Origin of the sequence: Bacillus cereus group sp. BfR-BA-01309 (genome assembly GCF_022664315.1) — a bacterium.
Lineage (GTDB): Bacteria > Bacillota > Bacilli > Bacillales > Bacillaceae_G > Bacillus_A > Bacillus_A mobilis.
Window position 1 is genome coordinate 108,174 of record NZ_JAKUHE010000003.1, and the last position, 22,967, is coordinate 131,140.

Here is a 22,967-nt window from a genome sequence, read left to right on the forward strand (position 1 = left end):
AAATGTATTTGCTAGGAAAGGATATATTGTGGAAAGCTTACCAGGTCAAGGGAGAATTTTTGCAGAGAAGGGGAAAATGAGATGACGAATATAAGAAAGATTGCTGAACTTGCTGGGGTATCTGTTTCAACGGTTTCACGTGTACTGAATAATCATCCATATGTGAATGAACAGAAACGAAAAGAAATTTTAGCAATTATAGAAGAATTAAATTATACGCAAAATGTGAATGCAATTCATTTAGTAAAAGGAAAAACGAATGTCATTGGCGTTTTATTACCGCACGTAAATGATCAATATTATAGTGCTATTATCGAGGGGATATCAAAGGAAACGGCAAAAAATAATTATAATATGATGCTTTGTCAGACGAATTATAGTGAGGAAAGAGAATTAGAAATTTTGAATATGTTAAAAATGAAAAAGCTTGATGGGGTTATTATATGTTCCCGGGCAAATAGTAAGGAAAAGCTTGAAGAATATACGAAATTTGGTCCGATTGTTATGTGTGAAGAAATAGACTCGAATTTCATTTCGAGTGTGCATATTGATTACTATAAGGTGTTTTCACGCGGAATGAAGAGCTTAATAGATGCCGGCCATACAAGTATTGGGTATTGCATTGGAAGAAGTAATAGCATTAATAGCCAGAGAAGAAAACAAGCATATGAGGATTCGCTTCAACCGATTGCTGTAACACCGATAGAGGACTGGAAGTTTAAAGGTTGTTTTACGGTGGAGGATGGGCGTAATGTAATTAGGGAATGGACCCATATGTCAGTAAAACCGACAGCGTTTCTTGTATCTTGCAATCATATTGCAGCGGGAATGGTAACGGAAGCGAAAAAACAAGGCATTCGTATTCCAGAAGATATTACGGTTATTGGTTGTGATGATCAAGATGTGGCAGATATTTTAGGCATTACGACGATTTCGTATTGTAGTAAAAATGTTGGTGTGAAGGCATTCGAATTATTATATGAAAAGATTAATGATGAGAAAATAGATGTAAAGCACGTAGAGTTATTGCCAGAATTAGTACATAGGGAAACAACATAATAGACAAGGTGTGAAAATCGCTTTTCAAAATTGCGTTTGGTATAATTATGGACAATCTATGAGGGCTAAAAGGGGTTTTGATATGAGATCAAAAGTAGTAAAAGTAATTCTACTCATCACAATTGCATCTTTCTGTTTATTTGCATATGGCTTTGTTTCAGGTGTAAATGATGTGTTAAATCCGAAAGCTTCAAATTTAATTAAAAAGACCGATGTAGTGGCAAAAGAGAAAAAGAAAACGGGAACGTTACAAATTGTTAGTCTAGGTGATTCATTAACACGCGGTGTTGGTGATAAAGAAGGAATTGGCTATATTGGACGGATGAAAGAAGATTTACAAAAAGATTATAAGCAAAAGGTTGCTTTAACTAACTTAGCTGTTAGTGGTGCAAAAATGCCCGACTTATTAAAACAAATGGAGAGTAGTGGCGCTCAATATTCAATTAAGCAAGCGGATGTAATCGTTTTAACGATAGGAGGAAATGATTTATTTCCAGGGTGGGAATCGCTCGGAAAGATAGATTTAGAAACATACCGTCCTGATACAGAAACGTTCCAAAATGAAGCGAAGAAAATTATAGAAGAAATTCGTAAGTTCAATACAGATAGTCCTATTTTTTGGCTTGGTTTATACAATCCTTTTGAAGATGTAGAAGATTTAAAAGGATCATCAAACATTGTTGTAGACTGGAATGCATCTCTAGAAAAGTTAGCGCTAAATAATAAAAGTGTTTATATTACACCGACATTTGATTTATTCCAAAACCGCGGGAAAGATTTATTATACTCCGATCATTTCCATCCGAATGAAGTAGGGTATACATATATGGCGGACCGATTAGTTCAAAATATTGCGAGTAAATTAAAACTAGAACAAGGAGGGGTAAAATGACGACGATACTTTCTGTACGAGACGTGAAGAAGGTAATTGGAAAGAAGACTATTGTAGAGAATATATCCTTCGATGTAAAGCAAGGAGAAGTGTTTGGCTTCCTAGGACCAAATGGCGCTGGAAAAACAACTACTATTCGGATGTTAGTTGGATTGATTAAAGAAACAGAAGGTACAATTTCTATCGGTGGTTATTCTATTAAGGAAAATTTCAGAGAAGCGATGCGTCAAATTGGGAGTATCGTTGAAAACCCTGAACTGTATACATATTTAACAGGATGGGAGAATTTAAAACAATTTGCCCGTATGTTAGGTAATATATCAGATGAACGTATTATTGAAATTGCTCAAATGGTTCATTTAGATGAAAGAATTCACGATAAAGTAAAAACGTACTCACTCGGTATGAAACAGCGCCTTGGCATTGCGCAAGCGCTTCTTGGAAATCCAAAATTGCTCATATTAGATGAGCCAACAAATGGTTTAGACCCAGCTGGAATTAGAGAACTTAGGGAATTTATACATAAGCTTGTGAAAGAAGAAAATATGAGTGTGTTTATTTCAAGTCACTTGCTAAGCGAAGTACAAATGATATGCGATCGGGTTGCGATTATTCATAAAGGAAAAATGATAACAGTTGCCAAGATTGAAGAGTTAATTAAAACAGCAAGTGATCGTGTAGAATGGATTGTTACACCGATTTCTAAGGCGAAAGATATGCTAGAAGATGCTGAGGAAGTAAGAGAAGTAGGTATAGAAGGTAATCGATTACTATGCCGTATGGATATCAAATCTATAAGTAATTGGAATAAACATTTTGTAGAACATGGGGTGGATGTGCATAGTGTTAAAGAGCTTGTATTTACGCTAGAAGATTTATTTATTGAACTCACAAGGGGTGAGCAGCATGCGTGAATTTGCGAATCTAGTTTTAAATGAATCGGAGAAAATTTATCGTAAGAAACGCATTTTTGTTGTCATGCTTATTTTAGCAATCTTAATCCCGCTTTTTGTGTATGCGCAGTATCGTGAAGTAGAAACGACACAAAAAAGGCTAGGTACAACGGATTGGAAAGTTTCGCTGCAACAACAAATTGTTGATTCTCAAAACCGCTTGAACAATTCTAGACTACCGGAAGAATGGCGGGATTGGCTGAAGGTAAGAGTGGAGCAACAACAATATTATTTAGATCATGATATTAACCCGATGGCACCGGGCGCACCAACTTTTGTAAGGGCGTTTATTGAGCAAGGAATTACATTGTTTATTCCGCTGCTTGTAATGATTGTCGCCATTGATATTGTTTCAGGAGAACGAAGTGATGGAACGATGAAGATGCTACTTACGCGGCCGATTCGGCGCTGGAAAATACTTCTTAGTAAGTACGTGACGATGTTATTTTTCATTTCACTTATACTGCTCCTTGTCGGTTTGTTTGCTTACGTATTATCAGGGCTTGTATTTGGATACTCGGGATGGAATTTACCTGTTTTAACAGGGTTTGTTATTGATAAGGAAACATTAAATACGAATTTTGTACATCTTATTCCGCAGTGGCAATATATCTTGATGGCATATGGATTAGCTTGGTTTGTTGCTATCGTTGTCGGAACTATCTCGTTTATGGTTTCTGTTTTGATTCGAAATACACCAGCTGGTATGGGCGTTATGTTAGCGGCATTAATCGCAGGTGGTATTTTAAGCTCATTCGCAACATCGTGGGAAGGTGCGAAATATATTTTTAGTGTGAATTTATCATTAACAGATTATCTATCAGGGAAATTACCTGCATTACAAGGGCTATCGATGGGATTTTCTTTAATGAATTTAACTGTTTGGGCCGTTGTGTCCCTTATTATTTCGTTTGTAGTATTTACAAAGCAGGATATGGTGAATTAATTGGACGGGAAGTGAACGCATGAAAAATGTTTTGAAAAATGATTGGGGTTCTTTATTGGCACCAGAATTTGAGAAAGAATATTATCACAAGCTGGCTGATTTTTTGAAAGAAGAGTACAGTACACATGTTGTGTATCCGGAGCTAGAAAATATTTTTAGCGCTCTAGAGTATACAAGTTATGAAAATACAAAGGTCGTTATTTTAGGACAAGATCCATACCACGGACCGGATCAAGCGCATGGTTTAAGCTTCTCGGTACAACCCGGTATTAAAACGCCACCGTCATTGTTAAATATGTATAAAGAACTCCGAGATGAATATGGTTATAAAATTCCGAATAACGGTTATTTAGTAAAGTGGGCAAAGCAAGGGGTTTTACTATTAAATACGGTATTAACAGTTCGTCAAGGTGAGGCGAATTCTCATAAAGGGAAAGGATGGGAGCATTTCACAGATCGTGTAATTGAGCTATTAAATGAACGTGAAAACCCAGTTATTTTCATATTGTGGGGACGTCATGCACAGGCGAAGAAAAAGTTAATTACGAATACGAAGCATCATATTATCGAATCTGTACATCCAAGCCCACTATCAGCAAGACGTGGTTTCTTTGGTAGTAAACCATACTCTAAAGTAAATACGATTTTAGCTAATATGGGTGAGAGAGAAATTGATTGGAAAATTCCAAATCTATAAATAGAAAAGGTAGTTAACAGTTGTTAACTACCTTTTTGTTACTGTTGTTCGTTCTTTAATTTTGCATCTAGTACAAACGTGCCAAATGGAATAATTGATGAAACAAATGCCCCAAGTGCCCATGCAATTGATTTGCGGTGTACGATTGTTACTTGAATTACCGCAAAGATGAATAGAATAAATAAAACACCATGAGCCATACCTGTAATTTTAACGGCTGTTGCAAATCCTGCGAAATATTTTAATGGCATTGCTACAAATAATAGTAATAGGAAAGAAATCCCCTCAATTAAGCCGATTGCTCTTAATCGTCCGATCGGTGTAGATAACATGAAATAGCCTCCTTTAACGTATGCTTGTATATAGTAAATTTGTATTCTTTTTCAAAATAAAATAGTCTATTTTGTTTCATTATATACAAAAAGAAAGTTTACACTACGAGAATAGTGCAAAGTTCAAAATATAGTCACAAAAGCGTGGTAATTTAAATAAAAACCTATTTGAAGTATTTGACTTCAAATAGGTTTTGTGAATGAAAATATTAAACAAGTACCTCGGTTTTTAGTACAAATTTCTCAACTACTTTTGCAACGCCATCGTTCATATTTGTATCTGTTACGTAGTTTGCAATTTCTTTAATATCATCTGGTGCATTGCCCATTGCAACACCAAGACCAGCAAATTCAATCATCGCTTGGTCATTATAGCTATCACCCATTGCGATAACTTCTTCGCGCTTAATGCCAAGTTTTTGGATCAGTTTGTTTAAGCTCGTTCCTTTTGTAACACCGGCTTCAGTAAATTCTAAGAAGAATGGTTTCGAACGCATCACGCTTAATTGGCCTTCTAGTTGTTTTTGTAGTTTCTTTTCAACTTCAACAAGGCGTTCAGCCTCTTTATTCATTAATACTTTTACTACAGGCTCTTGAACAGCAGCTTTAAAGTCATCTACTACAACAATTGGCATACCGGTAATATCGCCCTCAATTTCAGTATAAGGATTATTTTCTTCCGTTACGATATCATCGCCCATATAAGTATGAATCCATATATCTTCAGTTTTACTAATTTCAAATAGGCTGTGAACGATTTCAGGAGATAGCGTACTACTAAAGATTTCTTCGTTTGTTTTACAGTTAATAATTTTTGCACCATTAAAAGATAGAATGAAACTGCCGTATTCTTCTAAACGAAGTTCTTTCGCTACATTGCGCATACCAAAAGTTGGACGTCCAGAAGCAAGTACAACCTTTACACCTTGCTCTTGCGCAGTCATTAGAGCCTCTTTCGTACGAGGTGAAATAGTATGGTCGTCACGTAATAAAGTATCATCTAAATCTAAAACAATCATTTTATAAGTCATATTGAAAATTCCTCTCTTTGTTGAAATAGAAATAAAGTTTTATGAAGATATTGGGGAATATATAGTAAGACATCGAACTTCTTCATATGCAATTAGGAAAAGTTCTATATTGTTAGTATAAATTACCATGAGCATGTTGCCCATGATAATTTATATCGCTAACGCCTGATTAGCTTTCACTTTATCATTATCGTAACAACTCTAAAGATAGAGTGCAATAATGGAAGTTTTCCAATTTACGATGGTTGTTTTTCTGTTGAACGAGAAAATAGTATTTCAAGTAAAATTGCCATTACAGATCCAAGAACGAGACCGTTACTTAAAAACGATGCTAAAAATGGTGGGAGCGTAGAAAATGCCCCTGCTGGAACAAACATAACCCCGACTCCTGTAAAGATTGAAAGACCTGCTACTCTAAACAATCGTTCTTTATCTTGTACTGTTTCGTATTCGCGAAAGGCAAGACCAATCATGCTTGCAAATACAGGATAAATGGCAGCATATCCGACTGCGACAGGGATTGCCGCAAAGAATGAAGTAATCTTTGGGAATATACTAACGAGAATAATAAAGCTTGATCCTAACATAAATGGGAGTCGTTTATAAATATTAGTCGTTGCGATAAAGCCTGCTGATCCAGAAATGGCGACAGGTCCAATAGCTGAAAAAAGACCCCCTAGCAATTGATTGATTCCTGTTATAATGCCGGCTTGTTTGAAGCGATCTGGTGCTGCATTTTTTTCATACTTAGAGACAATCTTTTGCACAACGCGAATACTTGCCAACATATTTGTTAGAAGTAATAGTGTAACGAAAACTACCGTAATTGCCATGTTCCATTCAATACGAGGCATTCCGAAAACAAACAGAGACGGAAAACGGATTATATCGGTCACAGGCGTTACTGGATTAGATAATCCGAAGCATGCGAATAATATCCAGCCGCAGACGATACTGAAAAGAACGGAATATTGTCCAATAATAGGTAGCTTCATGATGAAAAAGGATAGTAAAATAACAATGAGTGAAAGAATAAATACGTTAGCTTGTACTTCTGTATGTTGGCCGTCAAGACCGAACATTCCTTTTAGGAAGGAACCGCTAAGTTGCGCGACAAGAAGAAATAAATATGTTCCAATGACTGTCGGTGTAAAATAGCGAACTAGTTTATCGATGAGTCCAAAAACGCTAAGAATAATACAAATGATACCACTTAATAGGAAGGCATACTGAAGGACTTTCAGCGTTTCATTGCTGGATCCAAATAATACGACACCTAAACTTGCATAAAGGGAGAAAATCCCCCACCAAAGGCCTGCTGGACCTTCTTGAATAGGAAGTTTATGCCCAAATATAGCTTGCAGTAGGCCAGCAAAGCCAAGAACAAATAATGTTCTTTGTACGAATGCAATAGCTTCAGCGCCATCGAGACCATAATTAGTTGCGACGCTAATTGGTACAATAAGGCTCCCAGCTAAAATAAATAGCGCCCATTGTAAGGCGGAAAGAAATGTTTTCATTATATCAACCTCTTTCATAGATTCCGTATCTAGTATATATGTATTTCATTTGCACTGGCAAAGATTGTAGATAGAGAAAAGAGTTGAAACACGATATGAATGCACGTAAGCAATTATGGATAGCAGTTATATGTATGACCTTTGTTGTAATTCTAGGAACGTTAGGATTTATGGCGATCGAAGAGATTAGTTTGTTTCAAGCATTTTGGATGACGATGATTACTGTATTAACTGTTGGATACGGAGATGCCGTTCCTGTAACACAGGCAGGAAAAGTTTTTGCGCTTCTTATCATACCTGTTGGCGTTGGTATTGTTACGTATGCAATTGGTGTAGTGGCAGCTATGATTGTTGAAGGGAATTTATTTCATGCAGTGCGGAGGAAGAAGATGGATAAGCAAATAGCACAGTTACAAAATCATATTATCGTATGTGGTTGTGGTAGAGTAGGGCTTCAAGTTGTACATGAATTGCAAGAAAAGAAAATTCCATTTGTCGTTGTGGATAAAGATGAAAGCATATTAGAGAAGGAAAAACTTTTATATGTACACGGGGATGCAACGGAAGACGAAGTGTTACATCATGCTGGAATTTCAAAGGCAGCTGGTTTAGTTGCCATCGTAGCAAATGATGCTGAAAATGTATTTATTACATTAACGGCAAGAGGATTAAACGATGCAATTAAAATTGTGGCAAGAGCAGAAAAACCAGAAACTGAAGATAAATTGAAGCGGGCCGGGGCAAATAAGGTGATTAATCCATCTAGCATGGCAGGAATTCATATTGCAAAAGGTATTGCGAATCCGCTAACAGTTCATTATATTGATACAGTACTGTATGGTGTGGAACAGTCATTTGTAATTGAAGAAATTGCAGTCGGCGAGGGCTCTATTTTAGCTAGTAAATCGTTACTAGAGAGCGATGTGAGAAATCAATTTGATGTAACAATTTTAGCGATTTTGAGAAATGGGAATGTTATACATAATCCGACTGGGCAGGAAAAACTACAAGAACATGATATGATAATAGTGTTTGGTTCAGTAGAGAAGCTGGGACAATTTGAGAAAGAACTACAAAGTATGAGGTGACAAGGAATGCAAATATCGAGCGATAAGATTTTAAATAAAATGGCGAATGAAATTGCAAAGGCAAAAAGCAGTGAAGGACAACAATCAAAAGCGCATTTATTAGTTGTGCGAGCGTTATGTGATTTATTATTAGATGAACAAACTGAGCCTTCTATGTATAGAGAACCTGAGATTCTATCGCAAGTAATTGGATCTCAGCCAATGACGACAGTTCAACCAGTTATGCCGGTTTCTGGAGAACCTGTTTATATAAAAGAAGAAGGTGCAAACGGTAATTCTTTATTTGATTTCTAGAAGATAAATCGTTTGGCTTATATGAAAAAATTGCTTATGATAAAGGTAAAAAAAGGGGAATTAAGATGAAGATTTTCTTTTTACTAGGTTGTATTGCAGCGGGATTATCTGTTGCATTAGGGGCTTTTGGAGCACATGGTTTAGAAAATAAAGTTTCTGCAAAAATGTTAGAAGTTTGGAAAACAGGCGTTACATATCAAATGTTTCATGCAGGTGGACTATTCGTAGTTGCTTTATTAATGGATAAAATTCAATCATCACTTTTAACTACTGCTGGCTGGCTTATGGTAGCTGGGATTATTATGTTTTCAGGTAGTTTGTATGCATTAAGTACGACAGGTATTAAGTTCTTTGGCCCAATTACACCTCTTGGTGGTGTAGCTTTTATCGTAGCATGGATCTTAGTCGGAACTGCAGTTGTAAAAGGGTTATAAAAAACAAAAGCTGGCATATGCCAGCTTTTTTTATGGTCTTGGAGCATAGGTTGCTTGTTGCCCGGGTAAATACGCAATTTCTTCTGGGAATTCCACATAATCTAAGTAAATCATTAATAGTAAAAAACGTTTCCCTGATTGTGGCTCACTAATTACAATATGATCACGACCAGCTGCTTCGATAATACCTGTATACGATTGTGTACCGAGTGAGCTACCACGTTCATAAGTCATTACAACTGTGGCTTGCTTGCCTTTGTTCAAGCGGAGAATATTTTCAATATACGACTGTTCTAATGGTAACATGCCTTGAGAAACAGCATATTGAGCTTGCGCAGCTTGTTGTTGCATCGCTTGCTGCTGTTGCTGTTGTTGTGGGGTCATTTGTTGCGGTTGTACATAAGTTCCAGATGGTTGATAAAATCCAGTTCCGTAATACGGGTTTTGTTGCTGTGCCATTCAAAAATCCCTCCTCATTATCAATCCTTAATAAACGCTAGGACAATCTTCGCCAGATGGCTGGAAGAAGCAGTGCTTTTTGAAGCGACCAGAGTTTTGTTGATTATACCAAGTTGACGGACAAGGGCCTTCCGGTCTAAAAAACCATAAGGCAAAATTGGCAGGCCAAAAACGTTGTCCTTGAATCGTTCGTCTTGCTAAAGCGATATCTTGTTCCCTTGCACGTTGATAAAAATACCCTTTTTGTGTTGCCTCAAAACCACCAGGGTTTTGATAAACCATTTGACGTAAATTACGTATTTTTTTAAAATCTAAACAATTTCCGCGGACACGATTTACTCCAACGTTTCCGACCATCAACATCCCCTGTTGACCTTCTCCTTCAGCTTCAGCACGCATCAGTCTAGCTAATAACTTTACATCTTCTTCGTTATAAGCAATAACTCCCATTATGTGTCACCTCTCTTTTTGGAATACCTTGTGGAAAGAGGTTTATCTCTAGATGAAGTGTGTAACAATTACTAGTTCATACGTATGAGAAAAAGGACTCAGATATGACAACCAAACGAAGTTTTACATGGAGGGAGGAAAATAAAAAAAGCTAGCGTGAGCTAGCTTTTCATCATTAAAATACTTTAGACCATAAGTTTGAGAAGAAATCTCCAATAGAGCGCATTGTTAATACGAACCAATTTGCTTTTTCAACTTCTTCTGTCGTTTTTGCAGTAACTTTCATATTTTTATTTCCATCTAAGAATCCGTATTTATCAGTTGGTTCTAGAACGATGGAACCTACCTTTGCATCCTTCTTAACAGGAGCGACTAAATGTCCATCTTCAGCGAGTGATTTATCCGCTTCAGTAGAAATTTTGTAAGGTGATTTGTCACCCTTTTTCGCAATGACTGTTATTTCTTTTTCAGGTGCAACAGTTACTTGATCTTCTTTACCTTTTACTACAGAGATTGTATTGTGCTTATCAACTTTTAATTTTTGTTTTTCAAAGTTATTAAATCCATATTCAATTAATGCACGAGATTCAGTGAAACGCTCGTCCATTGATTTTGTTTTAATAATTACTGAAATAAGGCGTAAGTCACCACGTTTTGCTGTAATAGTGAATCCGTATCCAGCCGTATCAGAACTACCAGTTTTTAAACCATCTGTTCCTTCATAAGAGAAAGCAGCACCTGGTAACATCCAGTTCCAGTTTTCCATACGAATTGGTTTCGGATGATTATCTGGAAAGTTTCTAAATCTTTGTTTTGTATCCTCTAGCATTTCTGGATACTTTGTAATCATTGCTTTTGAAAGCATACCCATATCGCGAGCTGACATGGAATTTTCTCCATTCGGATCCGTTCCTTCAGGATGTTTTCCCTTTAAGTCAGCGTTATTTAACCCAGTAGCGTTTACAAATTTATATTTCTTTAACCCTAGTTTCTTTGCATGTTCATTTGCAAGATTTAAGAAGTTTTTCTCACTTCCTGCAAGAAGTTCTGCTAAGGCAATACTAGATCCGTTTGCAGAGAAGATAACGATAGAATGATATAATTCTCTTACAGTATACTGACGTCCCTTTTCAAACGGAACGTTAGAGAATTCATTATTACGTGAAACTTCATAAGCGTAATCAGAAATGTTTACCTTTGTATCCCAAGTGATTTTTCCTTCTTTAATTGCTTCTAATACAGCATAAACAACAATTAGTTTTGACATACTAGCGATAGCTAGCAATTCATCTGGATTTTGTTCATGCAGTATTTTTCCTGTATCTGCATCAAATAGAAGTGCAGCAGCGGCCTCAATGTGTATTTTTTCTTCCGCATGGGATGTTGTTACTCCTAAGGAAGAAATTGACAATAAAAACGCTAGTAAAATAGACAAGATTTTCTTCATATAGATTATCACCTTCGCATCGTTATTAGCATGTAGCTCGTACCATTTTAGCATAAATTTGGATATAGAAAGGTTACAATTTTGTAAGGAATTTGAAAGGAATTTGTCGATTTTTGTTCAAATTTGCGGAGAAAAGCAGTTTTTTGAAGAGAAATATAGAGGGTAATAAAAAAGGAACGAATTTCGTTCCTTTTTCACGATTTATATGTGTAAAAACTGCTCTACCTTTTCGTCTGGTAAAATGTTTCCAACGAAAAATGTTCCGAATTCACCATAACGAGCACTTACTTCATCGAAGCGCATTTCATATATAAGTTTTTTAAATTGAAGAACATCGTCAGCGAATAATGTTACGCCCCACTCAAAATCGTCGAATCCAACTGATCCTGAAATAACTTGGCGTACTTTACCTGCGTACTGGCGACCGATTTTACTATGACTGTACATCATTTTTTTACGTTCTTCCATCGGAAGCATGTACCAGTTATCATCACCTTGGCGGCGCTTGTCCATTGGATAGAAGCAAATATGATTTGCTTTTGGTAATTCTGGATATAAGCGAGCTAAGATTTGTGGATTTTGGTATGGATCTTCATCAGCTGGAAGGTAGTTGCTTAGTTCAACAACAGATACGTAAGAGTATGCAGGAACCATATATTCAGCTAATGTTGTTTTATTCAATTCTGTCTCAATTTCATTTAACTCTTCCATTGTTGGACGTAAAATCATAAGCATAATATCAGCTTTTTGGCCAACAACTGTATACATTGCATGACTGCCTTTTTTCGCAGTAGCCACTTCGTTCCATTTTTCAACGACATTTAAAAATTCAGACACAGCTTGTCCGCGTTCGTCGCTAGATAATGTTTTCCATGCAGCCCAATCAATAGAACGTAAATCATGTAAACAATACCAGCCATCTAACGTTGTTGTTGCTTCACTCATTCTATTCACCTCAGTTAATGATAGTTTTACACGTTAACTATAGCATATATAGTTTTAAAATCATCTATATAAAGCCTGGGCGCATAAAATTGTCACATTTAAATTTACTTGAAAATAGGAGGAGATAAGGTTTAAAAGGGATTTATTGTTAGGCTGAATTTTATGAAAATATAATCATTTTTATTTTATCTATTTTTTGGGAGCTATAAGTTTAAAATAGAGAGGAAAAGCAGTATTCTTAAAGATAGAGTTTTTTTAACATAAGTAGGAGGGTTTATTCGTGAGCAACTTATTTACAACAGTAAAAGAAAAAGTTCAAGGAAAAGGCATTTCTATCGTACTTCCTGAAGGAACTGATGAAAGAATTTTAGGCGCTGCAGAGCGTTTAGCAAAAGAAGAGTTAGTACAACCAATCTTAGTTGGTAATAAAGAAGAAATTAGCGCAAAAGCTGCTAGCATGAATTTAACATTAGCAGGCGTTGATATTTACGACCCAGCTACATACGAAGAAATGGATGCAATGGTAGCATCTTTCGTTGAACGCCGTAAAGGTAAAGCAACTGAAGAAGACGCTCGCAAAATCCTTAAAGACGAAAACTACTTCGGTACAATGCTTGTATACATGGGCAAAGCACACGGTTTAGTAAGTGGTGCGGCTCACTCTACAGCTGATACAGTTCGTCCAGCACTTCAAATCATCAAAACAAAACCAGGCGTTACAAAAACTTCTGGCGTATTCATCATGGTACGTGAAGAAGAGAAATATGTATTCGCTGATTGCGCAATTAACATTGCACCAAACAGCCAAGATTTAGCTGAAATTGGTATCGAGAGTGCGAAAACTGCTGAACTATTCGGTATTGATCCACGCGTTGCTATGTTAAGCTTCTCTACAAAAGGTTCTGCGAAATCTCTAGAAACAGAAAAAGTTGTAGAAGCAACTCGCATTGCAAAAGAAATGGCTCCAGAATTAACTTTAGATGGAGAATTCCAATTCGATGCTGCATTCGTACCATCTGTAGCTGAGAAAAAAGCTCCAGGTTCTACAATTAAAGGTGATGCTAACGTATTCGTATTCCCAAGCTTAGAAGCTGGTAATATCGGTTACAAAATCGCTCAACGCTTAGGTAACTTCGAAGCAGTAGGACCAATCTTACAAGGTTTAAACATGCCTGTAAATGACCTATCTCGTGGATGTAACGAAGAAGAAGTGTACAAGTTAGCTTTAATTACAGCAGCTCAAGCACTTTAATTCTATAATGAATTGAAATAAAGACCGTCGCTATAATAGCGACGGTCTTTATTTTTCTAAGCCAAGTGCTTTATTGTTACGATCAATAATACGTTGTAAATTCGTCTCATATAAAGGTATTTCATCTATTGTTAATTGAGATGGTGTTAACTTTGGAGCGAATTGCTGCAATGTTTTTAAAAGGCGCATCATTAAGTCTTGTACTGTAATGGTTTCGCCAAGTAATTCTGAAAGTGAAGCCATCGTGCTCGGTACAATTTCAGGATACGTAAAGCGTGTTTCTTCTCCTTGAATGGCTAGGTTGTAGAAATCACGAACGAGTGCGGCACGCTCAGAGCCACTTCCTGTAGCACATAAATAAATTTGGACAGCGACACCGCCGCGAATACGGCGCTGTGAAATGCCAGCGAATTTTTGATCGCGAATACTTAAATCGTAGCTACCAGGACAGTAAGAACCAACAATTTCTTTTGCCTCGATTGTAACATCGTAATCTTTTAACATTTCTTCAATTAAATGCCACATTGTATCGTATCCAAGATCAATATCGATACCTTTTTCCGTCTCTTGGAATAAAAGCGATACGTTTAAAACACCTTCATCCAGTACGACTGCAAGTCCACCGGAATTACGAACGATAACATTGAAGTTGTTTTCCTTTAAAAAGGAAATACCTTCTTCTAAGTGTGGTAGGCGTGAATCTTGAATGCCAAGAACAATTGTATTGTGATGAACCCAAGAACGCATTGTTGCAGCTGATTGACCGTTTCCAATACTTGTGCATAACGTGTCATCCATTGCGAATGACTGCAATGCATGGAATGTTGGTCCCAGACTAGACTGATCTACAATACGCCACTCTGGCTGAGATAAAATGGAACGGGAATTGCTCATATAACTAACCCCTTATCTTTAAAATGACAATCTCTATTATAGCAAAAATATAAAAAATAGTTTTAAGGAGAAATCTTACTAAATTGTAATGTTGTTGTAAGGAAAGTGAATTGGTAAAACGAGCTACTGTTGTTAAACTAAGAGATGCAATTATGATTTTAGGAGGCATACAAATGAAAAAAGTTAAATTAGGACTCGTAGCGATTATGTCAGCTGCCGTATTTAGTGGCTGTTCGATTATGGATATGATTGCGCCACAAGCAAAGGGCGTTGTTATGTACGGAGATGAAACAGGCGTTCAAAAAACAATGGACCAATATAAAGATAAAATTGAATCCCAAAGTAAATTCGAAGCAAAACTAGGTACGGTTAATGAGAAAAAGGTTTTAATTATGAATAAAACAACAGCTGAAAAAATGGTAAAAGAAAACATGCTGAAAAAGGTAGTAAAAGAAGATGTGGAACCAATTAAAGCATTACCATCTGTTTCAGATGAAGTGGGAATCGTATTCGCTAAAGAGGAACAAAAAGATGTAGTAATTGATGGAAAGAAAATGAAATATGAAGGTAATGTAGTAATCGGTGATGCGCGTAAATATACAGATATGTATGCAGTTGTTAGTGATGCCGAATATACAAAGATAAATGAACCGGTAAAAACGATTGGATTAGCAGCCTTTAAAGAAAATCCAAAGGAAAAAATCTTCCCAGATATAAAGAGAGGTTCTAACGTAGAAGAAGTGCATATGGTTGAAGTGAAATAACAAAAAAGGATGCATGCAATGCATCCTTTTTATTCTGCAATTTTTTCTAAATTACCGTTTCGATCCATTCGGAAAGATGTTTGAGAACGTTCCTCGTCATCCATAACTGCTAACTTACGAGCGCGGTTCATAATATTCATAAGTGTTTCGTAATCTTCTTGTACAGTATGAGATTGTTTTTCTAATTTTTCTAGTTTCTTTTCTAGTTCTTCATTTCGAAGAATTTGTGATTTGATTTCTTGTTTCAATCTCGTATTCTCGTTTTCAAGAGCTGTCACTTTTATATTTGAAGATCCGACTGTTTGTAAAAAATAAATAACATCTTGCATTGTCATAGAGCCTTTTGCAGCAGGAACAGTAGATTCTTGATATGGAATAGCTTCTTTATATTGTACAATTGCTTCCTCTTGTACGAATTCTTCATAATCAGTTATCGTCTCTGAAGCTGGTGGTGTATAAAGTAAACGTTTTTTCGCTTGTTCACCGCTTGCAGCACGCATTTTATCTTTACGATGTTTTTTTGCTAGTTGAAGAGCTTGTTCATAACTATAGCGAACAACAGCATTCCAACGGAAACCACAGGCAGCCGATGTACGATTTAATTGATCTCCTACTTCTTCAAATGCATTTAATTGAGTACTTCCTTCTCGAACATGACGAAGTACAGTTTCAGCAAGTAATAAATCATCCTCATCTGTCCAAGCATCTTGTCTTACTTTCATAGATTCAACTCCCTTTCTTTTTATGAACTTCCTATTTTTATAATGGGCAAAAAAAGGAGCTTTTATACAAAGCTTTTAAAAATATGGTAGATTTCGATGAAAGGTATAAAGTGAAACTTTAATCAGTGGAGGTTTTCTTCATCCCCCACTGATTATTAGCCCTCACCAATCGGACTTTTATGGGCAGCACGACCCCCACCTAGATTCTTTGCTTTCGCTGCATTTTGAGGTGGAGGTCTTACTGCCCGTTAAAGCGGGATAAATTTTGCCAAGAATGACGGAAACTTCTGTAGGAGAACATATAAATATGTAGCATTATATGAAGAAAGAGCTTTATAGGGAAACTTGCAACGAGCTTCAAAGAGCGGTAAAATACCATTTAGTGTTTATTTTTAAATGTACTTGTGAAAAGTTTAAAATAGAGGAAGTGTTATATATAATGGGAAACGAATTTCGTGTGTGCGATGATTGTCAGGCAACGAACGTTAAAACGTTAATTCCGAAGTTAAAAAAAGTAGATTCATGCGCAACGATTGAAGTTGCATGCCAGTCTTACTGTGGTCCTGGTCGTAAAAAATCATTCGCATTTGTAAATAATCGTCCAGTTGCGGCTCCAACAGAAGATGAATTAATTGTAAAAATTGAAGCAAAATTAAAGAAGTAAGAAAAAGAAGAGTGAACAGATTACTCTTCTTTTTTTATGCCCATAAGAGGAAGGATTTATTCTGTGGAAGCTTAAATGGTGAGGATAATAGTTAACGACTGGTGGTTATTATCTATGTATTAAGGTCTCGACCTATATGAATTTGTATTTCAAAATAATAGTTGACAGTCTTTGGAAGCGATAGGTAGAATAGAAGGTGTCTGATTCTGATAATCATTATCAGGAAAAGGCTGATTCGCTTATTTTTTTATTACTATTTGAGAATAAATTTCATTTCATTAAATATATGTTGTTGGTTAGGATGGTTGAGGGATGGAAGCGAGCGCAAGGAGTATAGAACAGCAAGATGTGAATGTTAAAGAGATTAAGAGCAGACCGCTCGTTGCTTCTATTATTTTAATAGTAGGTACAATTTTGTTAGCTTTAAGCATGGCAGTTTCTATTTCGTTTGGAGCGGCAGATATTAGTTTAAAGACTGTATGGCAAGCTGTGTTTCAGTTTGATGGTTCTATTACGCATCATAATGTAATTCAAGAACTTCGCATGCCTAGAGCAATAGGGGGCGTAGTTGCAGGTGCCTTTTTAGCAGTATCAGGTGCAATTATGCAAGGTATGACGCGAAATCCACTTGCTTCTCCATCGTTAATGGGGATTACAGATGGGGCTGTATTTGGGATTGCGATTATGTATGCATTCTTCCCTAATTCACCTTATTTAATGTTCGTTATCGCATCTTTTATTGGAGCGGCGTTTGGAGCGGCTATTGTATATGGTGTTGGGTCTTCTTCACCAGGTGGATTAACGCCTGTGAAGTTAGCTTTAGCGGGAGCTGCAATTAGTGCTTTATTAGGGGCTATTTCATCTGGAATTGCGTTATATTTCAACCTTGCCCAAGAGGTGAGTATGTGGAATGCAGGCGGAGTTGCTGGAGTGAAATGGGAAAGTATTAATATGTTAGTACCGATTGGTCTTGTTTGTCTCTTTATTGCGATTATAATGTCGAGGTATATTACAATTTTAAGCTTCGGTGAAGAAATTGCGATTGGACTTGGTCAAAATACGACATTAATTAAATTTATCGGAACAGTACTTGTTCTTGTGTTAACAGGTTCTGCAGTTTCTATGGCAGGATCGGTTGGATTTGTTGGTCTTGTAATCCCGCATATGACTCGTTTCCTTGTAGGCTCGGACTATAGATGGGTTATTCCATGTTCTGCGGTCTTAGGCGGACTGTTAATTGAATGTGCAGATATGTTATCTCGCGTTATTAATCCGCCGTTTGAAACGCCAATTGGAGCCATTACAGCGCTAATTGGGGTTCCATTCTTCCTCTACTTAGCACGTAACGAAGGGAGAGGGAAAATGTGAGGACAAGTGTCTTAACAAAAAAGAACGTTTCGGTTTTAACAATTTTAGTAGGATTAATCGTTACTGTATTTTTAGTAAGTTTAAATACAGGGACATTTAAAATACCACCAATGGACGTATTAAAGTCATTGGTTGGACTTGGGGCTGAAGATCAGTCTGTTATTTTATTTGAATTCCGTATGCCACGTATGGTTATTGCTATATTAGTTGGATCTGCTTTAGCAATGTCAGGTGCGATTTTGCAAGGGTTATCACGAAATCCCCTTGCTGATCCAGGTATTATCGGTATTAACGCTGGAGCGGGATTAACAGTTGTTATATTCGTCTACTTTTTCTTCGGGAAAGTTGGGACTGGTACATTTTTATCTGTATTTATCCTTCCATTCTTCGCGTTAGTTGGTGCGATATTAGCAGCAGTTATCATTTATTTACTAGCATGGAAAGACGGCGTGTCATCAACGAGATTAATACTTGTTGGTATCGCTGTTGCAGCTGGGTTTGGTGCTGTTAGTTTAATTTTTTCTATGAAGATGACATCTAACGATTTCCGTTTTGCAACGATTTGGTTAGCAGGAAGTTTGTGGGGCACAGATTGGAAGTTCGTATTAAGTGTACTTCCATGGATGGTTATTTTCTTGCCACTTGCTATTAGTAAGGCGCACATATTAAATGTAATGAACCTAGGCGACTCTACAGCTGTTGGCCTTGGTGTAAATGTAGAAAAAGAAAGACGTAAATTATTATTTATTGCAGTTTGTTTAGCTGGTGCATCTGTCGCTGTTGCCGGAGGAATTGGTTTTATCGGTTTAATGGCTCCGCATTTAGCGAGGCGCCTTGTTGGTGGTAAACATCAAATTATGCTGCCTACGGCTGCACTAATAGGGACGTTTTTACTTTTATTCGCAGACGTAATTTCAAGAAGTGTGTTAACAACTTCAGAAATACCGGTCGGTCTTGTTATTTCTGTAATTGGTGCACCGTATTTCATATACTTACTTATGAGGACAAAATAAAGGGAGGCTTTTTGTATGGCAACTTTAGCAGTTGATGCGGTATCTGTTGGCTATAATGAAGGGTTAATTATTGATGGATTAACAGTTGAAATTCCGGAAGGGAAAATTACAACAATTATTGGACCAAATGGTTGTGGGAAGTCCACATTATTAAAAACGGCTTCTCGTATTTTGAAGGCGAAAAAAGGTACTGTTTATCTTGACGGAAAAGCAATTGAGAAACAACCAACGAAAGAAATCGCAAAGAAAATGGCAATTTTACCACAGACTGCAGAAGTGCCAACTGGCCTTACTGTGTTTGAGCTTGTTTCATATGGACGCTTTCCTCATCAAAAAGGATTTGGAACGTTGAAAGAAGAGGATTATCGTTACATTCATTGGGCACTTGAAGTGACGGGAATGACAGAATTCGCAAATCGTCCAGCAGAGGCGTTATCAGGTGGACAACGTCAACGCGTATGGATTGCGATGGCTCTTGCACAAGGAACAGAATTACTAGTATTAGATGAACCGACGACGTACTTAGATATGGCGCATCAATTAGAAGTATTAAACTTGTTGAAAAAGTTAAATGAAGAAGAAGGTAGAACGATTGTTATGGTTATCCATGACTTAAACCATGCTTCTCGTTTCTCAGATCATATGATTGCATTAAAAGCGGGTAAGTTAATGAAACAAGGAACGCCAGATGAAGTGATGACGAGTGAAACACTTCGTAACGTATTTGAGATTGAAGCTCAAATCGTTCCATGTCCAGTAAACTGTAAACCAATTTGTTTAACATATGATTTAGCGATGATTAGTAATCAATTGCGTAAAAAAGCATAAGTAGAATCCCCCTCGTAAAGAGGGGGGCTTCTAATGGACGTTGAGCTTCTTATTAGTAAATAGGAAGTTGAACACCCGTTAGAACGGGGCATAAGCAACAATTAATCGATATATATTTATTAATTGTTAATCTTGTTTCTTATAGTTCATTGTAACTTATAAGAGAAATACAGCTAGAAGGAGTGGGAACATGAAGAATTTTAAAATGGCACTATTAGCAATGGTACTAGTCGTTACTTCTGTACTATTTGCAGCTTGTTCTAACAAAGAAGAAGAGAAGAAAGCAGATGCGAAGGATGCGAAAACTGAAGAGCGCACTGTACAACACGCAAAAGGGGAAATTAAAATCCCTGCAAATCCAAAGAAAATTGCTGACCTTAGTGGTTCAACAGAAGAATTATTAATTTTTGGTATGAAACCAATTATTACTGCTAATACATCTCAAGAAAAAATTGATGCACATATTGAAAAGAAATTAAAAGACGTAAAACCAGTTGGCTCTGCTTGGGGCGATAAAATTAACATCGAAGCAGTAGCTGCTGCAAAGCCAGACTTAATTCTTGTAAACAATCGTCAAGAAAAGATCTATGATCAATTATCTAAAATTGCACCAACAGTTATGTTAAAAACTCCATTAGACCAATGGCGTCCAAAATTCGAAGAAGTAGGTCAAATCTTCGGTAAAGAGAAAGAAACAAAAGAATGGTTCAAGCAGTATGAAGAAAAAGCAAGCAAATTACATGACAAAATCGTTGCGAAAACTGGCGATGCAACATTCATGAAAATGGCTGCATATCCAAATGCTTTCCGTGTATACGGTGACTACGGTTACGGTAGCGTAATCTTTAATGACTTGAAATTACCAGCAGTTAAAGGTACACCAACGGATAAACCATTAGTACAAGTACAAAAAGAAGCTTTAATCGATTACAACCCAGATTACCTATTTGTATTTACAACTGGTGACGGTTCTCAGCGTCTAAAAGAATTCCAAGAAGAATCAATTTGGAAAAACATGAATGCTGTTAAAAATAACCACGTATTTACAATTAAAAACGAAGACTTAAACAAAGGTTACTTCCCTCTAGGTAAAGAAATGATCTTAGATGAAGTTGCTGAATTCGTTTTAGGTAAATAATGTATAAAAAGAAATCACTTTTACTTCGGTAAAAGTGATTTTTTCTTTATATAAGGGCAATTAATATAGTCTTTCATTTCTTTCTGTTTCCTATTTCGTTTATAATATATAGTAAGAATGCAGTAAAGAAAGGGGGATGTCGGAAGGTGGTATATTTAAACGACAAACTCAGCGAAACAAAAGTGTTTAAAGACCCGGTACATAAATATGTGCACGTACGCGATCGTGTTATTTGGGATTTAATCGGAACGAAAGAATTTCAACGCTTGCGCCGTATTAAGCAGCTTGGAACGACATTTTTTACATTTCACGGTGCAGAGCATAGTCGCTTTACTCATTCGTTAGGTGTATATGAAATTATTCGTCGTATGATTGATGATGTGTTTGATGGCAGACCGAACTGGAATGCTGAAGATAGATTGTTATGTTTATGTGCGTCATTACTTCATGATGTCGGTCACGGCCCATTTTCTCACTCGTTTGAAAAGGTATTTTCATTAGATCATGAGAAATTTACGCAAAAAATTATCGTTGGAGATACGGAAATTAACCGTGTATTAAGCCGCGTGGATAAAGACTTTCCGCAAAAGGTGGCCGATGTAATCGCAAAAACATCTACTAATAAATTAGCGATTAGTATGATTTCCAGCCAAATTGATGCAGATCGTATGGACTATTTATTAAGAGATGCGTATTTCACTGGCGTAAAGTATGGAAACTTTGATATGGAACGTATACTACGTGTCATGCGTCCGTATGGGAATCAAGTAGTCATTAAAAATAGTGGTATGCATGCTGTTGAGCATTATATTATGAGTCGTTATCAAATGTATTGGCAAGTATATTTCCACCCGGTAACGCGCAGTGCCGAAGTCATTTTAACGAAGATTTTACACCGTGCAAAATCATTGCACGAGAAGTATTATACATTTAAAAATCATCCAGTTCATTTCTATTCTTTATTTGAAGAAGAAGTAACAGTAGAGGATTATTTAAAGTTAGACGAGAACGTTATGTATTATTACTTCCAAGTATGGCAAGACGAAGAAGATCCAATTTTAAGTGATTTATGCCGCCGTTTTATGAATCGAAACCTATTTAAATACGTAGAGTTTACAGATAAGCACGGTTTAGATAATTGGATGGAATTAAGTAGCTTATTCAAAAAGATTGGACTTGATCCAGAATACTATTTAGTAGTTGATTCAACATCAGACTTACCGTACGACTTTTACCGTGCTGGTGAAGAAGAAGAGCGTTTACCAATCTTACTTCTTATGCCAAATGGGGAGCTTAGAGAGCTTTCACGTGAATCGGATATTGTTGAGGCGATTACTGGTAAGAAGAGAAGGGATCAAAAATTATTCTATCCGCATGATTTAATCTATGAAGATGGAAGAAAAGGAAAATATAAAGAGAGAATCATCGAGTTACTAGAAGGAAAAAAATAAGAAGCAGCTAAGAGCTGCTTCTTATGAAAGAACTTGAAATTATTTGTCGCTTAAGCGTTTTCCGCCAACTGCATAATGGTTTTTAGACATTTCTTCGATGAAAACAACGATGTTTTCTTCAGGAGCACCAGTTGTTTCGCTTACTGCTGCTGTTACTTTCTCAGCAAGAGCTTTCTTTTGTTCCTCTGTGCGTCCTTCTAACATTTTCACTGTTACGTATGGCATATATAATCGCTCCTTTTATGTAAGTTACACTCTTATTATAGCGGATTATGGGGAAGAACAATCGAAAAAACAAATATTTTCTTTTTTGGACATATTGAAGA

Annotated in this window: 26 protein-coding genes; 16 read left to right on the plus strand and 10 right to left on the minus strand. The window is 36.6% G+C overall.

Annotation, left to right across the window (positions count from 1 at the left end; translation table 11 throughout):
- Positions 1-81 precede the first annotated feature (81 nt).
- From MR115_RS07600 to MR115_RS07620, 5 genes are read left to right on the plus strand one after another with little or no spacing between them, the layout of a single operon-like run.
- Entirely contained in the window at positions 82-1,059 is a 978-nt protein-coding gene (locus MR115_RS07600) for a LacI family DNA-binding transcriptional regulator (protein ID WP_242240706.1), read from the plus strand.
- Positions 1,060-1,069: 10 nt separating this feature from the next.
- Entirely contained in the window at positions 1,070-1,951 is an 882-nt protein-coding gene (locus tag MR115_RS07605; protein ID WP_242240707.1) for an SGNH/GDSL hydrolase family protein, read from the plus strand.
- Positions 1,948-2,865, plus strand: coding sequence for an ABC transporter ATP-binding protein (locus tag MR115_RS07610; RefSeq protein ID WP_063262374.1), 918 nt, complete (start codon positions 1,948-1,950; stop codon positions 2,863-2,865). The genes MR115_RS07605 and MR115_RS07610 overlap by 4 nt, the downstream gene beginning before the upstream one ends.
- Complete coding sequence (locus tag MR115_RS07615) at positions 2,858-3,850, plus strand: ABC transporter permease subunit (protein ID WP_001206503.1); 993 nt, start codon at positions 2,858-2,860, stop codon at positions 3,848-3,850. The genes MR115_RS07610 and MR115_RS07615 overlap by 8 nt, the downstream gene beginning before the upstream one ends.
- A gap of 19 nt (positions 3,851-3,869) precedes the next feature.
- On the plus strand, positions 3,870-4,547 hold the full coding sequence (locus MR115_RS07620; RefSeq protein ID WP_242240708.1) for a uracil-DNA glycosylase: 678 nt from the start codon (positions 3,870-3,872) through the stop codon (positions 4,545-4,547).
- A 38-nt stretch (positions 4,548-4,585) separates the two neighbouring features.
- Here the strand turns inward: MR115_RS07620 and MR115_RS07625 are convergent, their stop codons facing one another.
- From MR115_RS07625 to MR115_RS07635, 3 genes are all read right to left on the minus strand, one after another.
- The gene (locus MR115_RS07625; protein ID WP_061680068.1) at positions 4,586-4,879 is read right to left on the minus strand and encodes a DUF3817 domain-containing protein; all 294 of its coding nucleotides are present in this window, start codon (positions 4,877-4,879) and stop codon (positions 4,586-4,588) included.
- 209 nt (positions 4,880-5,088) lie between these two features.
- Positions 5,089-5,910 carry a Cof-type HAD-IIB family hydrolase gene (locus tag MR115_RS07630; RefSeq protein ID WP_132133213.1) on the minus strand — a complete coding sequence of 274 codons (822 nt, stop codon included), beginning with the start codon at positions 5,908-5,910 and terminating at the stop codon, positions 5,089-5,091.
- A 236-nt stretch (positions 5,911-6,146) separates the two neighbouring features.
- On the minus strand, positions 6,147-7,430 hold the full coding sequence (locus MR115_RS07635; RefSeq protein WP_242240710.1) for a purine/pyrimidine permease: 1,284 nt from the start codon (positions 7,428-7,430) through the stop codon (positions 6,147-6,149).
- Positions 7,431-7,525: 95 nt separating this feature from the next.
- Between MR115_RS07635 and MR115_RS07640 the strand changes: the two genes are divergently transcribed.
- The 3 genes from MR115_RS07640 to MR115_RS07650 all read left to right on the plus strand — a co-directional run bounded on the left by MR115_RS07640 (position 7,526) and on the right by MR115_RS07650 (position 9,246).
- Entirely contained in the window at positions 7,526-8,518 is a 993-nt protein-coding gene (locus MR115_RS07640) for a potassium channel family protein (protein ID WP_061680065.1), read from the plus strand.
- A gap of 6 nt (positions 8,519-8,524) precedes the next feature.
- Positions 8,525-8,812 (plus strand): YwdI family protein, encoded by a 288-nt coding sequence (locus tag MR115_RS07645; protein WP_242240713.1) that lies wholly within the window; start codon positions 8,525-8,527, stop codon positions 8,810-8,812.
- A 65-nt stretch (positions 8,813-8,877) separates the two neighbouring features.
- The gene (locus MR115_RS07650) at positions 8,878-9,246 is read left to right on the plus strand and encodes a DUF423 domain-containing protein (RefSeq protein WP_000688322.1); all 369 of its coding nucleotides are present in this window, start codon (positions 8,878-8,880) and stop codon (positions 9,244-9,246) included.
- A 30-nt stretch (positions 9,247-9,276) separates the two neighbouring features.
- Here the strand turns inward: MR115_RS07650 and gerQ are convergent, their stop codons facing one another.
- The 4 genes from gerQ to hemQ all read right to left on the minus strand — a co-directional run bounded on the left by gerQ (position 9,277) and on the right by hemQ (position 12,547).
- A complete protein-coding gene (gene gerQ / locus MR115_RS07655; protein ID WP_061680063.1) occupies positions 9,277-9,705 on the minus strand; it encodes a spore coat protein GerQ in 429 nt (142 codons plus the stop codon).
- A gap of 27 nt (positions 9,706-9,732) precedes the next feature.
- Complete coding sequence (gene cwlJ / locus MR115_RS07660) at positions 9,733-10,155, minus strand: cell wall hydrolase CwlJ (protein WP_000538161.1); 423 nt, start codon at positions 10,153-10,155, stop codon at positions 9,733-9,735.
- Between the two features lie 175 nt (positions 10,156-10,330).
- Entirely contained in the window at positions 10,331-11,608 is a 1,278-nt protein-coding gene (locus MR115_RS07665; RefSeq protein WP_242240942.1) for a serine hydrolase, read from the minus strand.
- A gap of 195 nt (positions 11,609-11,803) precedes the next feature.
- Positions 11,804-12,547, minus strand: a complete 744-nt coding sequence (gene hemQ / locus MR115_RS07670; protein WP_242240715.1) for a hydrogen peroxide-dependent heme synthase — start codon at positions 12,545-12,547, stop codon at positions 11,804-11,806.
- Positions 12,548-12,827: 280 nt separating this feature from the next.
- On the opposite strand from hemQ, the gene pta reads away from it, so the two are divergent.
- Entirely contained in the window at positions 12,828-13,799 is a 972-nt protein-coding gene (gene pta / locus MR115_RS07675) for a phosphate acetyltransferase (protein WP_242240717.1), read from the plus strand.
- A gap of 48 nt (positions 13,800-13,847) precedes the next feature.
- Here the strand turns inward: pta and lipL are convergent, their stop codons facing one another.
- Positions 13,848-14,693 carry an octanoyl-[GcvH]:protein N-octanoyltransferase gene (gene lipL / locus MR115_RS07680; RefSeq protein WP_242240719.1) on the minus strand — a complete coding sequence of 282 codons (846 nt, stop codon included), beginning with the start codon at positions 14,691-14,693 and terminating at the stop codon, positions 13,848-13,850.
- A 173-nt stretch (positions 14,694-14,866) separates the two neighbouring features.
- Here lipL and MR115_RS07685 point away from each other — a divergent pair, with 173 nt between their 5' ends.
- Positions 14,867-15,457 (plus strand): lipoprotein BA_5634 family protein, encoded by a 591-nt coding sequence (locus tag MR115_RS07685; RefSeq protein WP_061680060.1) that lies wholly within the window; start codon positions 14,867-14,869, stop codon positions 15,455-15,457.
- Between the two features lie 29 nt (positions 15,458-15,486).
- Here the strand turns inward: MR115_RS07685 and MR115_RS07690 are convergent, their stop codons facing one another.
- Entirely contained in the window at positions 15,487-16,179 is a 693-nt protein-coding gene (locus MR115_RS07690) for an RsfA family transcriptional regulator (protein WP_242240721.1), read from the minus strand.
- A 439-nt stretch (positions 16,180-16,618) separates the two neighbouring features.
- On the opposite strand from MR115_RS07690, the gene MR115_RS07695 reads away from it, so the two are divergent.
- The 6 genes from MR115_RS07695 to MR115_RS07720 all read left to right on the plus strand — a co-directional run bounded on the left by MR115_RS07695 (position 16,619) and on the right by MR115_RS07720 (position 22,641).
- Positions 16,619-16,843 (plus strand): YuzB family protein, encoded by a 225-nt coding sequence (locus MR115_RS07695; protein WP_000526074.1) that lies wholly within the window; start codon positions 16,619-16,621, stop codon positions 16,841-16,843.
- A 312-nt stretch (positions 16,844-17,155) separates the two neighbouring features.
- Positions 17,156-18,211 carry a FecCD family ABC transporter permease gene (locus MR115_RS07700; protein ID WP_242240722.1) on the plus strand — a complete coding sequence of 352 codons (1,056 nt, stop codon included), beginning with the start codon at positions 17,156-17,158 and terminating at the stop codon, positions 18,209-18,211.
- Positions 18,208-19,224: a FecCD family ABC transporter permease gene (locus MR115_RS07705; RefSeq protein ID WP_001260777.1), complete on the plus strand. Its 1,017-nt coding sequence runs from the start codon at positions 18,208-18,210 to the stop codon at positions 19,222-19,224. Before MR115_RS07700 ends, MR115_RS07705 begins: the two co-directional genes overlap by 4 nt.
- Positions 19,225-19,239: 15 nt before the next feature.
- Complete coding sequence (locus MR115_RS07710; RefSeq protein ID WP_000212060.1) at positions 19,240-20,052, plus strand: ABC transporter ATP-binding protein; 813 nt, start codon at positions 19,240-19,242, stop codon at positions 20,050-20,052.
- Between the two features lie 190 nt (positions 20,053-20,242).
- Positions 20,243-21,190 (plus strand): ABC transporter substrate-binding protein, encoded by a 948-nt coding sequence (locus MR115_RS07715; protein ID WP_000787719.1) that lies wholly within the window; start codon positions 20,243-20,245, stop codon positions 21,188-21,190.
- A 146-nt stretch (positions 21,191-21,336) separates the two neighbouring features.
- Positions 21,337-22,641, plus strand: a complete 1,305-nt coding sequence (locus MR115_RS07720; protein WP_000262748.1) for an HD domain-containing protein — start codon at positions 21,337-21,339, stop codon at positions 22,639-22,641.
- Positions 22,642-22,680: 39 nt separating this feature from the next.
- Here MR115_RS07720 and MR115_RS07725 read toward each other — a convergent pair whose 3' ends face one another.
- Positions 22,681-22,866, minus strand: coding sequence for a 2-hydroxymuconate tautomerase (locus MR115_RS07725; RefSeq protein WP_001147171.1), 186 nt, complete (start codon positions 22,864-22,866; stop codon positions 22,681-22,683).
- Positions 22,867-22,967 lie beyond the last annotated feature (101 nt).